The organism is Arthrobacter sp. IK3, assembly GCF_051337705.1.
GTDB classification, from domain to species: domain Bacteria; phylum Actinomycetota; class Actinomycetes; order Actinomycetales; family Micrococcaceae; genus Arthrobacter_B; species Arthrobacter_B koreensis.
The window spans coordinates 44,316-62,122 of sequence record NZ_JBPPSW010000014.1 but is presented as its reverse complement, the minus strand read 5'-3'; the positions used below and the strand labels follow the sequence as shown (position 1 = coordinate 62,122).

The following is a 17,807-nucleotide window of genomic DNA, read 5'->3' as shown; positions in this document are numbered from 1 at the left end:
CCAAACATCCAGATGACAGAAACTGCCCGTATGAACGCTCATACGGGCAGTTTCTGTCATCTCGATGGGGTGCGGGTGCGATGGGGTGGGGTGCGCTGCGGGCTAGGCCACGGAGGTTCCGAAGATCATCCCCAGTACATAGGTGACGGCGGCGGCCCCGAGGCCGATGGCCAGCTGGCGCAGGCCGCGCTTGAGCGGGGAGGCTCCGGAGAGCAGCCCCACGACGCTGCCGGTCAGGACCAGCGCGATTCCCACCAGGGTGCACGAGAGCACGACGGCGGCGAGCCCCTCCATGCCGAACAGGTACGGAAGAACGGGGATGATGGCGCCGGAGGCGAAGAAGCAGAAGCTGGAAATCGCAGCTCCGAGGCCGGTGCCGACCGTCTCATGCTCGTCCGTGCCGGCCTCTTCCATCTTTTCCGGCTGCAGGGACAGGGACGGGTCGCAGTCGCAGGTGTACAGCCCCATTCGCTCTGCTGCCCGGTGCTCGGCTGCCTCCCGGGACATGCCGCGGGCCCGGTACACCAGGACCAGCTCATTGGCGTCGATGTCCAGGGACTTGGCGGCAGAAAGCGTCACCTGGGTGGGCTTGGAAGCTTCCAGCAGCTCCCGCTGGGACCGGACTGAAACATACTCGCCGGCGCCCATGGACAAGGCACCGGAAAGCAGGCCGGCGATGCCGCTGAAGAGCACGAAGGTGCTCGAGACGCCGGTAGCGCCGATGCCCATGACCAGGGCCAGGTTGGAGACCAGCCCGTCATTGGCCCCGAACACCGCGGCGCGGAAGTTTCCGGAGAGCCGGGTGCGGCCGCGGGTTGCCAGTCCGCGCACCACCTCTTCATGGATCTGCTCGTCGGCAGCCATGGCGCTGGTGGCGCTGGGGTCATCGCTGTAGGGGGAACGGCCTTCGGCGCGCTGCGCGAGGGCCAGCACGAACACTGACCCGAACCGGCGGGCCAGCAGCCCGAGCATGCGGTTCCGCAGTGACGGGCGCATGGGTTTGTCTGCGTCCGGGCCGAGCAACTGGCGCCAGTGCTCCTCATGCCGGCCTTCTGCTTCGGCCAGGGCGAGCAGGATGTCCCGCTCTTCTCCCTCACGGCGCTCGGCCAGGTAACGATAGGTGGCTGCTTCGGCCTGCTCGTCGGCTAGGTACTGCCTCCAACGACGGCGCTCTGCCGGGCTGGGGGTGGGGTGCTCAGGGTGCGGCTGCCCTTGAGTTGGTGGGTTTTTCACACACGCTCCTGGTCATGGCCGGAGCAAACAGGGAGGGCTCCGGCCAGCTTCTACGTCTGGCCGAAGGTCTCGCTCGCCCCGGTGCCATGCACCGCGGGTGGACTGCCGGGCTGCATGTACAGCCAGTATGTCGACAGGCCTCGGTCCGAATTCCAATTTTTAGTGCGGCCTGAGCCGAACCTAGAATTGGAGGTGTACCGGAGCTACTCCCCTTCAGCTTTCAAGTGTAGCTCAGGCCAGCGATTCCGCCCGGAAGGGCGCCCTAACTGCAGCTGGTCCCCGTTCCGTCCGGGTGCATTGCTCCCGTCCAGCAAGGGATAGAGTTCAAACCGTGAGTAGAGCTTCCAAGGGATTCCCTGACTTTCACCGGCCGTGGACCCGCCACTACGCCGACGGCGTGCCGCAGGACCTCAAGCTGCCCAAGGGCTCGCTGGTGGACATGGTGGAGGAATCCGTCAGCAGGTACGGCTCCAAGCCGGCCCTGCAGTTCTTCGGCGCCACCACCAGCTACCGCGACATGGGGGAGCAGATCCGGCGTGCCGCAGCGGGGCTGAAGCGCCTCGGCGTCGGCCCCGGAGACCGCGTTGCGCTGGTCCTGCCCAACGCGCCGCAGCACGTGGTTGCCTTCTACGCCGTCCTGCGCCTGGGCGCGGTGGTAGTGGAGCACAATCCGCTCTACACCGACCGCGAACTGCGCCACCAGTTCGAGGACCATGGAGCAACCGTGGCCATCGTCTGGGACAAGGTGGCGGACCGGATCCAGTCCCTGCCCGCAGATATTCCGGTCCGGACTATCGTGTCCGTGGACCTGATCAGCGCCATGCCGCGCACTACCCGGCTGCTCCTGAAGCTCCCGCTTCCCGCTGCCCGCCGCAGCCACAGCGCCCTGGCTCCGGACAAGAAGCCCCGCAGCGCCGGCAGGCGGGTCCTCGAGTGGAAGGAACTGCTGGATAACCGGCCGCTGCCGCGCCGCTCTCCGCACCCCCGGGCGGAGGACCTCGCTGCCATCCAGTACACCTCCGGAACCACGGCGGCTCCCAAGGGCGCTATGCTCACCCACGCCAACCTCATGGCGAACGCCGCGCAGGGCCGGGCCTGGATTCCCGGGATCCGGATGGGCAAGGAGACCGTCTACGGCGTCCTGCCCATGTTCCATGCCTACGGTCTGACCCTGAGCCTCACTTTCGCCATGAGCATCGGCGCCAAGCTGGTCCTGTTCCCCAAGTTCGACGTGGACATGGTCCTCAAAGCGGCGAAGAAGACCCCGCCAACCTTCCTCCCCGCGGTGCCGCCGATCTACGACCGCATTGTGGCCGGTGCGCAGGAGCAGGGCATTTCCCTCAAAGGCGTCCGCTTCGCCATCTCCGGAGCCATGAACCTCCCCGCTGCCACGGTGGACGCCTGGGAGAAGGCAACCGGAGGCTACCTGATCGAGGGGTACGGCCTGACGGAAACCTCGCCGGTGGCCCTCGGCAATCCCATGGGACCAACGCGCAAGGCCGGCACCGTGGGCGTTCCCTTCCCGCTGACGGACATCAAGGTGGTGGACCCGGAAGATCCCACGAAGGAACGCCACCGCGGTGAAGCCGGAGAACTGCTGATCCGCGGACCGCAGGTTTTCCAGGGTTACTGGAACAAACCGGCCGAGACCCGGGCAGCGCTGCTCGACGGCGGCTGGTTCCGTACCGGGGACATCGTCTCAGTGGACGACGACGACTTTGTCACCATCCGGGACCGGATCAAGGAACTGATCATCACCGGAGGCTTCAACGTCTCACCCTCCGAGGTCGAGGAAGCCCTGAAGCGCCACCCGGCCGTTGCCGAGGCTGCCGTTGTGGGCCTGACCCGCACCGGCGGCGGAGAAGACGTGGTAGCCGCCGTCGTCGCCCGGCCCAACGCGGAATTCGACGCCGATGAACTGCGTTCCTTTGTGCGGGCGGAACTGGCAGCCTACAAGGTGCCCCGCCGCATTGTGCAGATCCCGGACCTGCCCAGGTCCCTGATCGGCAAGGTGCTCCGGCGCCACGTCAAAGAGTCGCTGCAGCCAAAGGGAACCGGCCACGAGGCCGGACCCACAACCTAGACGGGGGAAAACCATGGACAGCCAGCCCGGCTCCACTCCGAACAAGTCCGAGGTACAAAGCGAGCCGAAGCAGCTGGCAGGCTACTGGAACGACGGCCTGGGCCATGCCGCGCTGCGCTCGGCCCAGCTGCTGCTGGTCCTGCTGCTGGTGGGCGTGGCGGTCTACGGCCTGACCCGGGTGACCCTGGTGGTCATTCCGCTGCTGCTCGCCCTGATTCTCGCCGCCGCCATTGCACCGTTCGTGAACTGGCTGCGCCGTAAGGGCTGGCCGGGAGCACTGGCCACCGGCACATCCTTCCTGCTGCTCCTGGCCGTCTTCGGCGGGCTCGTCACCGGAATCGTGTTCGCGGTGCGCAGCGAGTGGTCCAAGCTGGTGGACCAGGCCGCAGCGGGCTTTGACGAGCTGTACTCGATGGTCCAGGACAGCCCCCTGGCCCTGGACGACTCGGCCATTTCCGATGCCCGGGACGCTGTCCTGGACTTCGCGACATCCTCAACCGCGGGCAGCGGCGCGATCGCCGGACTTTCTGCCGCCGGATCCTTCGCCACCGGGTTTGTCCTCATGGCTGTTGTCCTGTTCTTCTTCCTGAAGGACGGGGACAAGATCTGGGCCTTCATCCTGCGCTGGTTCCGCGGGGAGCGCCGGGAGAAAGCCGCGCTTGCCGGCGCCCGCAGCATGGAGGTGCTGGGCGGCTATGTCCGCGGCACGGCGATCGTTGCCGCCGTGGACGCTATCTGCATCGGTGCGGCACTGTTCATCCTCGGGGTGCCGCTGGCGCTGCCGCTGTCCGTGATCGTGTTCGTTGGATCCTTCATCCCGCTGGTCGGCGCCACCGCTGCCGGCACCCTCGCCGCGCTGATTGCCCTCGTGGCAAACGGGCCGCTCGTGGCCCTGATCGTGGTCATCGTGATCATTGCCGTGAACCAGCTCGAGGGGAACTTCCTGCAGCCGGTGGTCATGGGCCGGACCCTGAGCATCCATGCCCTCGTCATCCTGCTGGCGCTGACTGCCGGCACCATCCTCGCCGGCATCATCGGCGCGATCCTCTCGGTGCCGCTAGCCGCCGTCGGCTGGGCCGTCATCAAGGTCTGGATCGGCGAAGATACGGGCGACCCCCAGGAAGTGGCGGAGGTTGCGTCCCCCGATCAGGACGCGGATTCAGCAGACCACCCGGCGGAACTTGGAAGCACCGGGGCCGGACGGGCAGGGGATTAACCGTCCGGACCCGGTGCGGTACTGGGAGCCGGCGCTGCCGGCGTTGTAGGTCACGAAACTATTGTTTACCCAAGCTAATGGGCGCCGAAGGCACGGGTCAATTAGTGTGAAACATGCAGCACCGGCCTCCACCATAGCGGCCGCGGCGCAGGCGACGCCTTCCGGACTTCCCCGGCAGGACCGGACCGCAGGAACAACTAGGGGAACGAAAGGACGGCTGCCCGCATGAAGGCTCTGTCTGTCGAACCAAGCAATGCGCCGATTGCCATCGGTTCCCGGATCCGTGCCGCACGCCAGGCGCGCCACCTGACCATTGAGCAGGTAGCCGACTCCACCGGGCTCACCAAGGGGTTCCTGAGCCGGGTGGAACGGGACCTCACCTCTCCCTCGGTGGCTTCGCTGGTGACGCTCTGCCAGGTGCTCTCCATCTCCATCGGGGACCTGTTCCTGCCGCCGCAGACCACGCTGGTCCGCTGGCCCGAGGCGCCCGGCATTAACCTGGGCGGCAACGGCATCAACGAGCGGCTGGTCACCCCGCGCACTGAACGCCGCGTCCAGGTCATCCGCTCGGAGATCGTCCCGGGGGGCACCGGCGAGGCCGACCTGTACTCCGTTGACTGCGACGTTGAAGTGCTGCACGTCGCCGAAGGCCGGCTGGAGCTGATCTTCACCGCCGAATCCATGAGCCTCACGGCCGGGGACACCGTGACCTTCCCGGGCAAGGAGCCGCATTCCTGGCGCAACCCGGACCCCGATGCCTCTGCCGTCGTCATCTGGACCCTGGTCAGCCCCGGCTCCGCCTAGGCCCCTTCCCAACCGGGCAGTGCGGCGCGCACAGTGGGCGCATGCATCCGGACCGTGAACTCACCGAACGCCGTCTTGCCCGTTTCCTCGCCCAGCGGCTGCCCCCGCATCTTTGGACCGCGCCTGAACCGCTTCACCCCGCAGCCTGGGACGCCCCGGCGGAACCGGTGTCCTTCGCGGAAGCTACCGCGCAGGACTACCGTCCCGTTACCCCGGGTACCCGCTGGGGCAGGCCCTGGGGAACCACCTGGTTCCGTCTCACCGGCACGGTCCCGGCAGCAGCACCGGGCTTCCTGCCGGAAGCATTGATCGACCTTGGCTTCAGTACGGACATGCCCGGTTTCCAGGCCGAGGGACTGGTCTACGACGCCGAGGGGAACGTGCTCAAGGCGCTCGAATCGACCAACATGGCCGTGCCGCTGGAACAGGAGCCCGGCAGCGCCATCCTGCTCTGGGTGGAGGCGGCCGCGACTCCGAACGTGATTGGCAACTTCAGCTTCCTGCCCACGCCGCTCGGGAGCCCGGATACCGCCGGCAGTGAGCCGCTGTACGTCCTGCGCAGGGCGGACGCTGCGCTGCTGGACGTCCAGGTCTGGGAATTGGCCCAGGACTTCGCCGTGCTCTGGGGCCTGATGCATGAACTGCCCATGGACTCCCCGCGCCGGCATGAACTGCTGCGCGCCATGGAACGGGCGGCTGCCGCCGTGGATCCGCAGGATGTCTCCGGCACTGCCAGTGCGGCCCGGAAGCTGCTGGGACCGGCGCTCAGCGCTCCCGCAGCGGCCAGCGCCCACCTGGTCCACGCCGTCGGGCACGCGCACATCGACAGCGCCTGGCTGTGGCCGGTGCGCGAGACCCGGCGCAAGGTGGCCCGCACCTTCGCCAACGTGCTGGCGCTGATGGAGAAGGACCCGGAATTCGTCTTCACCGCGTCCTCCGCCCAGCAGTACGCCTGGCTGCAGGAGGACCATCCGGCACTGTTTGCCCGCGTTGCCGCCCGGGTCGCGGAGGGCCGGTTCGTCCCGGCGGGAGGCATGTGGGTCGAGGCGGACACCAACCTGCCCTCCGGAGAGTCGCTGGTGCGCCAGTTCACCTTTGGCAAGCGTTTCTTCTTGGAGGCCTTCGGCATTGAACCGCTGGACGTATGGCTGCCCGATTCATTCGGCTACTCGGGAGCGCTCCCGCAGCTCACCCGTGCTGCCGGTTCACGGTGGTTCCTCACCCAGAAGCTGAGCTGGAACGAATCCGACACCATGCCGCACCACACGTTCCTGTGGGAAGGGATCGACGGAACCCGGGTCTTCACCCATTTCCCGCCGGTTGACACCTACAACTCCGCGCTGACCGGTCAGGAGCTGGCCCGGGCCCAGCGGCAGTTCCGTGAGAAGGGCGCCACGAACCTCTCGCTGGTGCCCTTCGGCTGGGGCGACGGCGGCGGAGGGCCCACCCGCGAAATGCTTGCCGCCGCCCACCGCACGGCGTCGCTGGAAGGGTCCCCGCAAGTGCGGCTTTCCAGCCCGCAGGAGTTTTTCACGCAGGCCGAGGAAGACTACGGGCAACCGCCCGTGTGGTCCGGGGAAATGTACCTGCAGTTCCACCGCGGCACCTACACTTCCCAGGCCCGGACCAAGCGCGGCAACCGGCGCAGCGAGGCTCTGCTGAAGGAGGCGGAGCTGTGGGCGGCCTCCGCTGCGGTCCGCTGCGGCACGGACTACCCGTATCAGGAGCTTGAAGCGGTCTGGAAAACGGTGCTGCTGGGACAGTTCCACGACATCCTGCCGGGCTCTTCCATCGCCTGGGTGTACCAGGACGCCGAGCGCGCCTATGCGGAAACCGCGGAGCAGCTGGAGCGGATCACGCGCCGGGCCCTGCGGGCCCTGGCTGGGGATGGCACCGGCACCCTCGTCTTCAACGCGGCGCCGGTGGCGCTGCTGGGGATACCTGCCATGGGCGCCGGTGCCGGGCCGGCAGAGCCTGCCGCGGTTCGGATCAACGCGTACGACGGCGGCTGGGAACTGTCCTCGGACCGCCTCACCGCACGCTTTGGTCCAACAGGTGCCCTGCTCTCGCTGCGCGGAGAGAGCGGCCGGGAACTGGTGGTCCCGGGCGAAGAAGCGAACCGGTTCCAGCTCTTCCGTGACACCCCGAACCAGTGGGATGCGTGGGACATCGACGCCGCGGACCGTACCGGCGCCCTCACGCTTCGCGGAGACCTGATCCCGGACGGGGACAGCCTGGTGCTGGACTGCAGGTTCGGCAGTTCGTCACTGCGGGAACGGATTTCAGTGAGCCCCGACGGGCGCGCTCTGGACCTGGACATCAACGTGGACTGGCAGGAGCGGCAGAAGCTGCTGAAGCTCGGCTTCCCGGTTGCGGTGCTCGCGGACCGGGCCTCGGCTGAGATCCAGTTTGGGCACATCCAGCGGCCTACCCACGAGAACACGTCCTGGGACCATGCGCGCTTCGAGGTGCCGGCCCACCGCTGGGTGCACGCCGGGGAGCACGGCAGGGGAGTGGCCCTGGCCAACGATTCAACGTACGGCTACGACATCACCCGGACCGGTTCCCGGGACGCGGGCACCGGAACCCTGCTGCGGGCCTCACTGCTGCGGGCGCCGCTGTTTCCGGATCCGGGGGCGGACCAGGGAGTGCACCGCCTCCGGTTTTCGCTGCGGCCGGACGCCACCGTGGCCGAAGCGGTGCTGGAAGGGTACCGGCTGAACTTTCCCCTGCGCTCGGTCCACGAGGCCGGTGCCGGAAGCGTGGCTCCGCTGGCCGTCCTGGCGCCCGGGAGCGTGCTGGTGGAGACGGTCAAGCTCGCGGATGACCGTTCCGGGGACGTGGTGCTGCGGCTCTACGAGTCCCTCGGAGGGCACACCGGCGCCGTGCTAACTGCTGGTTTCCCGGCGCGCGCTGCCGTCCTGACGGACCTGCTGGAACGCCCGGAGGCAGCGGACGCGCAGCTGCCCAGGCGGGAGGACGGCCGGTGGGAGCTGGCGTTTAGGCCGTTTGAAGTGAAGACCGTGCGCCTGAGCCGGTAAGCCGTTCAAGATAGGCCACGGCACCGTTGACATCCGTTCCGTTGGACCGGTAACCGATGTATCCGTCCGGGCGGATCACCAGAACCTCGGGCCGCCGGGCGGACAGGCCAAGGCGCTCGAACGCCAGCCCGCTGACGTCCTCGATGATGCCCGGGCCGGAGGCCGCGAGCGTGCTGCCCACCACCAGGCGCTGCACGCTCAGCAGCGGGCCGAGGCCGGCCAGTGCCGCATGCAGCTGATGCGGGGTGTCCTCCGGCCAGCCCGGACCGGTGAGGAGGATATGGAAACCCGGAGCGGACACCAGGTCCTGCAGCCGCCGTTCCTTCTGCTGGTAGTGCACGACGGCGTCCGGCAGCCGGTCTCCCGGCCGCGGTCCCGAGGCGAGTACGGCAGGCAGGCGGTTGGCTCCGGCCGCGGTCATGGTGCTGCCGCGGTAATGGATGCCCAGCTGGGACATCGTGCGGAACGCGCGGGCGCGCAGGCGCTCGCTGGATGCCAGGGACGGGGCCAGTGCGGGCAGGAGCTTGGTGCGGGGCAGCTTTGCCAGGGCGCTGCGGCTGGTTGCGAGCTTGAAGAGACGGTCAGTGAAGCTGACGATTCCGCGAGCCACGGGCCGGCGTTCGGCGTCATAGCTGTCGATCAGTTCGTCGGCCGCCAGGCCGCGAGCGCCCAGGGCAAGTTTCCAGCCAAGGTTCAGTGCATCCTGGATGCCGGTGTTCATGCCCTGTCCTCCCACGGGGGAGTGGACGTGCGCGGCGTCGCCGGCCAGGAACACCGAGCCGGACTGGAAGAACTCGGCCATCTGGTGGGAAAGCCGGAAGGAGCTGATCCACTTCGGGTCATGCAGGGTGAGCCCGCCGCCGGAGAACTTGTCCGCGATGCCCTGGAGGTACTCAAGGGTGACGGCGCTCTTGTCCCCGCGTTCCTTGAGGCTGATCATCCGCCAGGTCGCCGGGTTGCCCAGCGGGAAGAGCACCATGAAACCGTCATCGGTGGGATAGGCGTGCACTGCGCCGGGAGCCACGCCGTCGACCTCGAGATCTGCCAGGACAAATGTGTCTGCGTAGCCGGAACCGCGGAAGTCCATGCCGGCGCGGCGGCGCACGGTGCTTTCGGCGCCGTCGGCACCCACCACGTAACGCGCACGGATCCGGTCAATGCCGCGGTCCTGCCGCTGGACGCGGGCTTCCATGCCGGCGAAGGGGTCCTCCGGGTCTAGGCGTTCGAGTCCCAGGAGCTCGGCTCCGCGCTCAACGCGGATTCCGCGGGCACCGAGGTAGTTCAGGAGGATCCGTTCGGTTTCAGACTGGGGCAGGAAGAGCAGCTGCTGGTGGGCCGAGTCTTCGATTCCGATGTCGAAGAGGCCAATCTGGACCGTTTCGTCCGGCAGGTGGAGGTGCAGCTGGTGTGCCGGGGTTCCGCCCCGCGCCATCTCCGCGCTGATCCCGAAGGGCCGCAGCGCCTCCAGGGTGCGCGGCTGCACGGCCAGCGCCCGGGACTGGGTCGAGGGACCCTGCCTGCGGTCGATGATCCTGAAGCTCGTTCCATAACCGGCGAGCTGGGCCGCGAGGGCCAGCCCGGTGGGTCCGGCACCCACGATCAGGACATCGACGTCGTAGTTCATTCCATCATTGTTCGCATAGGAAACCCGGTCCGCCATAGTCACAGCCTAGTCTTGACGCCGACGGCTGTTCCACTTTAGCCTTCCGATAAACATTTGATGCCTATTTGATAACTTTTGCCGCCCTGCCGGGTAGGCTCGGAATCCAGGCGCCAGACCCTTAGCGAAACCGGAGAAACACAACAGTGGACATGTCCCAGAACCAGCCGCGCATCAACTCCAACGGCAAGGTAGGCCCCATCGACGCAGCCCAGGTTCCGCGTTATGCGGGCGCCGGGACGTACGCGCGTCTTCCGCGCCTGGACGAAGTTGGACACGCCGACGTCGCCGTTGTGGGTGTCCCGTTCGACACCGGTGTCTCCTACCGCCCCGGCGCCCGCTTTGGCGGCAACCACATCCGTGAGGCGTCCCGCCTGCTGCGTCCCTACAACCCGGCGCAGGACACCTCCCCGTTCGCGAACCTGCAGGTTGCTGATGCCGGTGACCTGGCGGTCAACCCGTTCAACATCAACGAGGCCATCGAAACCATCCAGGCCGGGGCCCTGGACCTGACCGAGGGCGGGACCCGGCTGCTGACCCTGGGCGGGGACCACACGATCGCCCTTCCGCTGCTGCGTGCAGCGGCAGAGCGTGCCGGCCAGCCGGTAGCCATGCTGCACTTCGACGCCCACCTTGACACCTGGGATACCTACTTCGGTGCTGAGTACACCCACGGCACGCCGTTCCGCCGGGCGGTGGAGGAAGGGATCCTGGACACCGAGGCGATCTCCCACGTGGGCACCCGCGGACCGCTGTACGGCAAGAAAGATCTTGACGAAGACCACCGCTTCGGGTTCGGCATCGTCACCAGCTCCGATGTGTTCCGGCAGGGCGTTGACGAAGTCGTCGCGAAGCTGCGTGACCGGATTGGGAACCGGCCGCTCTACATCTCGGTGGACATTGACGTCCTGGACCCGGCCCACGCCCCGGGCACCGGCACCCCCGAGGCGGGCGGCATCACCAGCCGGGAGCTGCTGGAGATCCTGCGCGGCATGCGGGGGATGAACCTCATTGGGGCCGACGTCGTGGAAGTGGCTCCGGCCTATGACCATGCGGACATCACCGCCGTGGCCGCCTCACACGTTGCCTATGACCTCATCACGCTCATGGGACTCGAGTCATGAGCACCCATCCCGGAACCGCAGTGCGCAACGGCGGGGACCTGGTGGTCGAAACCCTGGAAGCGCTCGGAGCAACCACGGTCTTCGGCATCCCGGGCCAGCACGCCCTGGGCCTGTTCGACGCGCTCTCCCGCTCCACGCTGGAGTTCGTCTCCTCCCGGGTCGAGAACAATGCTGCCTTCGCCGCCGACGGGTTCAGCCGTGCCACCGGCCAGGTGGGCGTCCTGTTCCTCTCCACCGGTCCCGGTGCCCTCACCTCCCTGGCCGGACTGCAGGAGGCCTACGCCACGGGCGTGCCCATGGTGGTTGTTGCCAGCCAGATTCCCATCGAGGGCCTCGGAGCCCGCCGGCGCGGCATGCTGCACCAGCTCGATGACCAAAAGGCGTCTGCAGCGAACGTCACGAAGAGCCAGCGGCTGATCCAGCATGCCTCCGGCATTCCCTCGGCCATCCAGGACGCCTGGACCGAAGCCATCTCCGCACCCATGGGGCCGGTCTGGGTGGAAGTCCCGCAGAACGTACTGCTGGCCCCCGTGATGGTTCCCGCCGTCGAAGACGCCCTGGCGGAGCCGTTCGACAACCCGCCGCGCAGCGAACTCGTCACCGAAGCCGTGAAGTGGCTGTCCGCGGCGAAACGGCCTGCTGTCATCGCCGGCGGCGGCACCCGCCGGGGCCGGGCCGAAAAGTCGCTGCTTTCGGTGGCGGAGAAGCTCCATGCCCCGGTGGTCTGCACACCCGGCGGCAACGGCGCCTTCCCCTGGAACCATCCGCTGTCCCTGCAGTCATGGGTGGAAGACCGCCACACGACGGACCTCCTGGAGGACGCGGACGTCCTGCTGGTCATCGGTTCCTCACTGGGTGAAGTCACGTCCAACTACTTCACCTTCGCTCCGCGCGGCCGCATCATCCAGATCGACGCCGAGCCGCGGGTCCTTGAATCCAATGGTCCCGCGCTGGGCATCCGTGCCGACGCCGGGCAGGCCATGGCCGCGCTCGACGCCGCACTGCAGGCCCCGGCCACGGCTCCGGACTGGCACGGCAGGACGGCGGAAGAGGTCACCGCAGACACACTCGCCAAGGTGAGCGCCCGGCTGGACGCCCAGGACCTCAACCTTGAGCGGAAGTTCATGGCGGACATCCGGGCTGCGGTTCCGGACGCGATGAAGACGTACTGGGACATGACCATTGCCGCCTACTGGGCGTGGAGCTGCTGGGATGCCAGGTCCGGCCAGTTCCACTCCGCGCAGGGAGCCGGCGGGCTGGGCTACGGCTACCCCGGTGCCCTCGGGGCAGCCGTGGGAACCCGGGAGCGTGTGCTGGCGGTCTCCGGTGACGGATCCGCGATGTACTCCATCGCCGAACTGGCCACCGCCCGGCAGCATGATCTTCCCGTCACCTGGCTGATCGTGGACGATGGTGGCTACGGCGTCCTGCGGGAGTACATGGTGGACGCCTTTGGCAAGGCAACGGCCACCGAGCTGGCCGGGCCGGACTTCGTGAAGCTCGCAGAATCCTTCGGAGTTCCGGCACGGTGCACTGATCCTGCCGGCGTCCGGCAGGCACTGGAGGAATCCTTCGCCCAGGAAGGACCGAACGTCGTGGTGGTCCAAACACTGCTGAGGCTTTTCGCTCCCACACACCTGGGCAGCTAGCCGCAGGAACCTTCAAGTTGCCGGCGGTAAAGTTACCTTAGGCAACTAGAGGAGGTTGACGGTGGTCAAAGCAAGTGAACGCACCGGCGCCGCGGGAACGGGGCGCTGCTGATGGATTTCCTGATCCTGCTCATAGGCCTGCTGTTCGGCACGGTGCTGGTGGTGGGCATAGGCGAACGGGTCCGGCTGCCCTATCCGGTGCTCATGCTGGTGTTCTCGGCGCTGTTCGCCTTCCTGCCGATGATCCCGGAGATCCACATTGATCCCGAACTGATCCTGCCGCTCTTCCTGCCGCCGCTGCTTTACGCCGCTGCCCAGCGCAGCTCGTGGTCTGTTTTCCGCCTCCGGTGGCGCTCCCTGGTGCTGCTCGCGGTGGCGCTGGTTGCCGTAACCGTTGGAGTCGCGGCCGGTGTGGCGTGGGCAATGGTTCCCGCACTGGGGCTGCCTGCAGCCATCGCGCTGGGTGCCATTGTGGCTCCGCCGGATCCCGTGGCGGTGGAAGCGGTGGCCGGCAAGGTCAGCATGCCGCGCCGGCTCATCACCGTCCTGCAGACCGAAGGACTGTTCAACGACGCGATTGCCATTGTGATCTTCCAAGCTGCCGTGACGGCTTCCATCAGCGGCGGGGAGGTGGGCTGGTCGATCGTGCCGAGTTTCCTGATCGGCGCCGCCGGTGCAGTGGTGCTGGGCCTGGCCATGGGCTGGCTGGTGGGTGCGCTAAACCGCTTCGTCCCCAACCTGGTGGCCCGCTCTGCGGTCACCCTCGTGGCGCCCTACGCGGTGTACATCCTCGCGGAAGAGGTGCACTTCTCCGGTGTTATCGCCGTCGTGGTGACGGCCCTGGAGCTTGGGCGCCGGGCACGGCCGCAGGACTCCGAGGAACGCCTGACCCGCACCGCGTTCTGGGAAGTCGTGGAGCTCCTGACCACCGGCGTCGCCTTTGGCCTGGTGGGAATCGAAATGCGGTATGTCATTGAAGACGAAGGCCGGGAGATCTTCGCGTTCATTCCCGGCGTCGCCGCGGTCTGTGCGGCAGTGGTCCTGGTGCGCTTTGCCTGGATGTACGGGCTGTACCGGTTCGGCGGCACGGCGCGGCTCAACCGCGTGCCCGGCTCCCTGAAGGAAGTCCTCGTCCTGACCTGGTGCGGCATGCGCGGCCTCGCCACCCTGGCCCTGGCCCTCGCCATGCCCGCCACCACACTGGCCGGAGAACCGCTCCCCGGCCGGAACTTCATGATCGTGTGTGCAGGAGCAGTGCTGCTGGTCACCCTGGTGCTGCCCGGGCTGACCCTGCCGTGGCTGATGCGCCGGCTCAAACTGCCCAGCGACCACGGCGCCGTCGCCAAGCAGGAACGCGAACTGGCCCGGCGTGCCGAGCGCGTAGCCCTGGAAACCATGAAGCGGTCCCGGGCCGCGGACAAGCTGCCGGCGGAACGCCGGGCGGCACTGGCCCGGCGGATGTCTTCCCTGCACTCGATCCTTGAACGGGACTCGGAAGCGGACCCGCAGAAGATGCTGCAGATGAAGGCCACGCTGGAAGTGATGGACGCGGTGCAGCGGGAGGCCCTGGCTGCGGCGCGGCAGGAAGTCCTGGCCGCACGCCGGCAGTCCGGCATGGACCCGGAAGCCGTGGACCGGGTGCTGCGCCGCCTGGACCTGCGCACGGTAACCCTGGACCGCAGCGGGCACTAGGGCACTGCGGCGCCGGGAACCGGCGGGCTACTGCATGGTGAACCGGCGGGCCACGGCGTCGCTGAGCGTACGGGAGCGGAACAGTCCGGCGAGCACCCTGTTCCGTGCCCGCATGAGCGGCGCCGGCAGCGGACGTCCCAGCGCCATGTTGAGCCGCGCCTGGGCCGAGGCAACAGCGGCGGCACGGCGGCGCCGGCGGTCGAAGGCCGCGAGCCCAACATCAGCGCCCCGCACTGCGGCGGTCAGCAGCGGTGCCAGCTCCGCGGCGTCCACCCAGCCCAGCGTCATTCCCTGTCCGCCGATCGGACTGACTTCATGGGCCGCGTCGCCAATCAGCACGGTGCGCCCGTGGACGAGCCGCTTCAGGGCGGTGGTGCGGACCGGGAAGGCACTGAACATGGTGCTGGCTGCAGCGTCCGGGGCCCGGCCGGTGCGCTCCGCGACAAGCCGCGCCAGGTCCTTGGCATCGGCGTCGGACTGCAGCGTCCGGGTATGGGCCACCCAGCGGCGCTTGCCGCCGGGCAGCGGGAAGGACTCCACGATGCCCTCCGGCTCCAGATACAGCACTCCCACGGGTCCGTCTCCCGTGTTGTCGGGGAAGTCGCCCATCAGGTATGAATCACGCAGGAGTTTCCCGGAGGCCCGGATCCCCAGCAATCCGCGCACGGAAGACCGGGCGCCGTCGGCCGCCACTACCCAGGAGGCCTGCACGGTGAAACCGCCGGCAGCGTTCGTGCCGGCAACGGACACGCCGGAGCCATCGTCATGCAGGGCCGTGACCCGGTGCCCGCGCCGGAGCGCCTGCGGATCGAGTTCCTCCAGGCGCGCCTGCAGCACGGACTCGGTTCGTTCCTGCGGAAGCGCCAGTACATACGGGTAGGCAGTGGAGGTCTTCGCGAAGCTGAGGGAGACCAGCTCGGTGTCCCGCATGCGCGCCGATCCGGTGCGGATCTGCACGCCCTCGGCCGCGAGCTGCGCACTGACGCCGGTAGCTTCCAGCGCAGCCATCCCCGGCGGGTGGATGCCGATCGCCCGGGAGTGGGAGCTTCGGGTGGTCCGTGCCTCATAGATCCGTACCCGCAGGCCGTCCTGCAGGGCCAGGATGGCCAGGAACAGTCCCACCGGGCCTCCGCCCACAATCACGACGTCGACTTCCGGGCGGTTCACTGCCTGCCCCCGGTGCCGCCGGTTGCCCGGTACAGCAGCAGGTTCTGCCACGGGCGCGCCTGCAGGGCCTCCCACCCGGCCGGGGCCGCAGCCCGGAACTCTTCGGCCGTGTAGCTGCGCCGGATTGAGGTCAGTCCGTCCCGGCGGATGAAGGAGCCGTGGAAGAACGGCAGTGTCCCGGCGGAAAACAGGCCGTACGCCCAGGGGCTCCGCTCAATGTCGCTGTGCAGGGCAAGGAATCCGGCCAGCTTCTCCGAGTCGGCGCAGATGCCCTGGAACGCGGCGTCGTCCAGATGGTGCAGCACATGGTTGGAAACAACGACGTCGAACACCGCTCCCTCGGCCACCAGATCCGAGCTCAGCGCCGCGCGGAAACTGCAGCCGTCGGGAGCCGGGCGGCCGGCGGCATAGGCATGGGCCCGCGGGTCGGGATCGATGCCGGTGACCTGCACAGCCAGGCCGTCGCGCCGGGCCCAGCGGGCCAGAGCGCGGGCCAGGTCTCCGCCGCCGGCTCCGATATCCAGTACCGTCCCTCCGCCCTGCGCTGCGAGCACGGGCCGGACGTACCGGAGGTAATTCCGCCGCCACCCGGAAACCACCGCATTGATCAGCGGGAACTGCGCGTAGGTCCGTTCCAGGCGAACGGGATCACAATCCGGGCGGTCCATTTCTTCCACCGCGTGCACCGCGCGCCGGCTGAGGTCCGGCGGCAGGAACGGGGGAGCTTCCGTATTCAGCAGGCCCACCGCGCTAGCCGACGGCGGCAGGAACCGGCTCCGCCGCGAGCGCGTCCGCCGCTGCCGCCGCACCGCTTCCGGGAACCCGGGTGAACAGCCCGGTCTCAACGGTCAGCCCGGGCCCGAACGCCATGGAGCAGATCCGCTCGTTGCCGCCCGTAAAGGGCTGGTCCAGGATGTGCTTCAGCACGAACATCACGGTGGCCGAACTCATGTTGCCGAAGTTGCGCAGGGTTTCCCGGGCCGGAACCAGCTGTTCCTCCGAAAGCTCCAGCTTCGCTTCCACCTTGTCCAGGATGCTGCGGCCGCCGGGGTGGATGGCCCAGTGCCCAATCTCGTTGTATGCGAGCGGAGCGAGGGACGGGTCCTTGGCCAGCAGCGGTTCGAGGGCGCCGACAATGTGGTCGTCAATGATGTGCGGTACGTAGGTGCCGAGCACCATTTCAAAACCGTGGTCGCCAATGTTCCAGGCCATGGATTCCTCACCCACCGGGGTGAGGGTTGTCTCGAAGTGGTCAAGCACAATCGCGGGGCTGTCCCCGGGAAGGTCCCGCGCAGTGATGACGGCAGCCGCGGCGCCGTCCGCAAAGAGCGAGGAACCCATGATGATGTCCGGGTCATTGGAGGACCGGACATGCAGGGAGCAGAGCTCGGCGCTGACCACCAGCACAACGGCGTCGGGGTCTGCGTCGCAGAAGGATTTGGCGGCCCGCATCGCCGGGAACGCGGCATAGCAGCCCATGAAGCCCAGGTGATAGCGCTGCACCGACGGGTTCAGGCCCAGGGCACGCACCAGTTTGTAGTCCGGGCCGGGGTTGAAGAACCCGGTGCAGGAGACGGTGATGACGTGGGTGATGTCTTCCGGACCGATTCCGGGGCAGTTGTCCACGGCCTTCCGGCCGGCTTCGATGAACAGCTTGGTGGCCTCGGCGGCGAAAATGTCGTTGCGGGTCTTGGTGGAGGGCATCAGCAGCAGCCCGGTCTGCGGATCGAAGAACTGGGGGTTTTCCACCGTGGAAGCCAGGGTCAGCTCCTCGAGGGCGGTGCGGCGGGTGTCGATGTCCGCGCCGTTGAAGCAGGTGTTCACAAGTCGGGTACCCAGGCGGGTGAGCCCGGGCTGGGCGGCGAAGACGTCGCGGACCTGGTCCTGCACCAGGACGGTAGAAGGGACAGCAGTTTCCAGTGATCTGAGCGTAACTGTCATCCTCCATTGTTAGGTGAACTACCTTCGGGGCACAATGGCGCGGCGCGGCGAACCGGGCGCACCGGGTCCGCCGTACCTGAAGGGGCTGTGCATTTGTGCAGATACGCCATGCGGTTTTGGCGGTTGAGCGGGCGGCCCGCAGCGCACCATACTCTTGGTTACTCCGCACGGGGGCGTCCCGCGCCCTGCGCGGTGCT

General features: G+C 67.9%; 12 protein-coding genes. 7 read left to right on the top strand and 5 right to left on the bottom strand.

Annotated features, from left to right (window positions below; genetic code table 11):
* Window positions 1–102 precede the first annotated feature (102 nt).
* Complete coding sequence (locus ACSLGO_RS16820; protein ID WP_263128302.1) at window positions 103–1,233, bottom strand: VIT1/CCC1 transporter family protein; 1,131 nt, start codon at window positions 1,231–1,233, stop codon at window positions 103–105.
* Between the two features lie 331 nt (window positions 1,234–1,564).
* On the opposite strand from ACSLGO_RS16820, the gene ACSLGO_RS16815 reads away from it, so the two are divergent.
* The 4 genes from ACSLGO_RS16815 to ACSLGO_RS16800 all read left to right on the top strand — a co-directional run bounded on the left by ACSLGO_RS16815 (window position 1,565) and on the right by ACSLGO_RS16800 (window position 8,377).
* Window positions 1,565–3,316, top strand: a complete 1,752-nt coding sequence (locus tag ACSLGO_RS16815; RefSeq protein WP_436401531.1) for a long-chain-fatty-acid--CoA ligase — start codon at window positions 1,565–1,567, stop codon at window positions 3,314–3,316.
* Window positions 3,317–3,329: 13 nt separating this feature from the next.
* Window positions 3,330–4,532: an AI-2E family transporter gene (locus ACSLGO_RS16810; RefSeq protein ID WP_091607700.1), complete on the top strand. Its 1,203-nt coding sequence runs from the start codon at window positions 3,330–3,332 to the stop codon at window positions 4,530–4,532.
* Between the two features lie 225 nt (window positions 4,533–4,757).
* Window positions 4,758–5,336, top strand: a complete 579-nt coding sequence (locus ACSLGO_RS16805; RefSeq protein ID WP_436401530.1) for a helix-turn-helix domain-containing protein — start codon at window positions 4,758–4,760, stop codon at window positions 5,334–5,336.
* A gap of 41 nt (window positions 5,337–5,377) precedes the next feature.
* Window positions 5,378–8,377 (top strand): alpha-mannosidase, encoded by a 3,000-nt coding sequence (locus ACSLGO_RS16800; RefSeq protein WP_436401529.1) that lies wholly within the window; start codon window positions 5,378–5,380, stop codon window positions 8,375–8,377.
* Here the strand turns inward: ACSLGO_RS16800 and ACSLGO_RS16795 are convergent.
* Window positions 8,337–10,037: an FAD-dependent monooxygenase gene (locus ACSLGO_RS16795; protein ID WP_436401528.1), complete on the bottom strand. Its 1,701-nt coding sequence runs from the start codon at window positions 10,035–10,037 to the stop codon at window positions 8,337–8,339. The genes ACSLGO_RS16800 and ACSLGO_RS16795 overlap by 41 nt on opposite strands.
* A 152-nt stretch (window positions 10,038–10,189) precedes the next feature.
* On the opposite strand from ACSLGO_RS16795, the gene speB reads away from it, so the two are divergent.
* The 3 genes from speB (at window position 10,190) to ACSLGO_RS16780 (ending at window position 14,502) form a co-directional block, all read left to right on the top strand.
* Window positions 10,190–11,161: an agmatinase gene (gene speB / locus ACSLGO_RS16790; protein ID WP_436401527.1), complete on the top strand. Its 972-nt coding sequence runs from the start codon at window positions 10,190–10,192 to the stop codon at window positions 11,159–11,161.
* A complete protein-coding gene (locus ACSLGO_RS16785; protein WP_436401525.1) occupies window positions 11,158–12,810 on the top strand; it encodes a thiamine pyrophosphate-binding protein in 1,653 nt (550 codons plus the stop codon). The genes speB and ACSLGO_RS16785 overlap by 4 nt, the downstream gene beginning before the upstream one ends.
* A 111-nt stretch (window positions 12,811–12,921) precedes the next feature.
* The gene (locus ACSLGO_RS16780; RefSeq protein WP_436401524.1) at window positions 12,922–14,502 is read left to right on the top strand and encodes a Na+/H+ antiporter; all 1,581 of its coding nucleotides are present in this window, start codon (window positions 12,922–12,924) and stop codon (window positions 14,500–14,502) included.
* A 27-nt stretch (window positions 14,503–14,529) separates the two neighbouring features.
* Here the strand turns inward: ACSLGO_RS16780 and ACSLGO_RS16775 are convergent, their stop codons facing one another.
* The 3 genes from ACSLGO_RS16775 to ACSLGO_RS16765 are packed head-to-tail and all read right to left on the bottom strand — an operon-like array spanning window position 14,530 to window position 17,610.
* Window positions 14,530–15,720 carry an FAD-dependent oxidoreductase gene (locus ACSLGO_RS16775; RefSeq protein WP_436401523.1) on the bottom strand — a complete coding sequence of 397 codons (1,191 nt, stop codon included), beginning with the start codon at window positions 15,718–15,720 and terminating at the stop codon, window positions 14,530–14,532.
* Window positions 15,666–16,415, bottom strand: coding sequence for a class I SAM-dependent methyltransferase (locus ACSLGO_RS16770; RefSeq protein ID WP_325787530.1), 750 nt, complete (start codon window positions 16,413–16,415; stop codon window positions 15,666–15,668). Before ACSLGO_RS16770 ends, ACSLGO_RS16775 begins: the two co-directional genes overlap by 55 nt.
* Window positions 16,416–16,419: 4 nt before the next feature.
* Complete coding sequence (locus ACSLGO_RS16765) at window positions 16,420–17,610, bottom strand: type III polyketide synthase (protein WP_152275296.1); 1,191 nt, start codon at window positions 17,608–17,610, stop codon at window positions 16,420–16,422.
* Between the last annotated feature and the right edge of the window lie 197 nt (window positions 17,611–17,807).

Bases quoted from the DNA above. Each gene is read 5' to 3' on its own strand.
- ACSLGO_RS16810 (WP_091607700.1), top strand. From the start codon at position 3,330: ATGGACAGCCAGCCCGGCTCCACTCCGAACAAGTCCGAGGTACAAAGC.
- ACSLGO_RS16805 (WP_436401530.1), top strand. From the start codon at position 4,758: ATGAAGGCTCTGTCTGTCGAACCAAGCAATGCGCCGATTGCCATCGGT.
- ACSLGO_RS16800 (WP_436401529.1), top strand. From the start codon at position 5,378: ATGCATCCGGACCGTGAACTCACCGAACGCCGTCTTGCCCGTTTCCTC.
- ACSLGO_RS16795 (WP_436401528.1), bottom strand. From the start codon at position 10,037: ATGGCGGACCGGGTTTCCTATGCGAACAATGATGGAATGAACTACGAC.
- speB (WP_436401527.1), top strand. From the start codon at position 10,190: ATGTCCCAGAACCAGCCGCGCATCAACTCCAACGGCAAGGTAGGCCCC.
- ACSLGO_RS16785 (WP_436401525.1), top strand. From the start codon at position 11,158: ATGAGCACCCATCCCGGAACCGCAGTGCGCAACGGCGGGGACCTGGTG.
- ACSLGO_RS16780 (WP_436401524.1), top strand. From the start codon at position 12,922: ATGGATTTCCTGATCCTGCTCATAGGCCTGCTGTTCGGCACGGTGCTG.
- ACSLGO_RS16765 (WP_152275296.1), bottom strand. From the start codon at position 17,610: ATGACAGTTACGCTCAGATCACTGGAAACTGCTGTCCCTTCTACCGTC.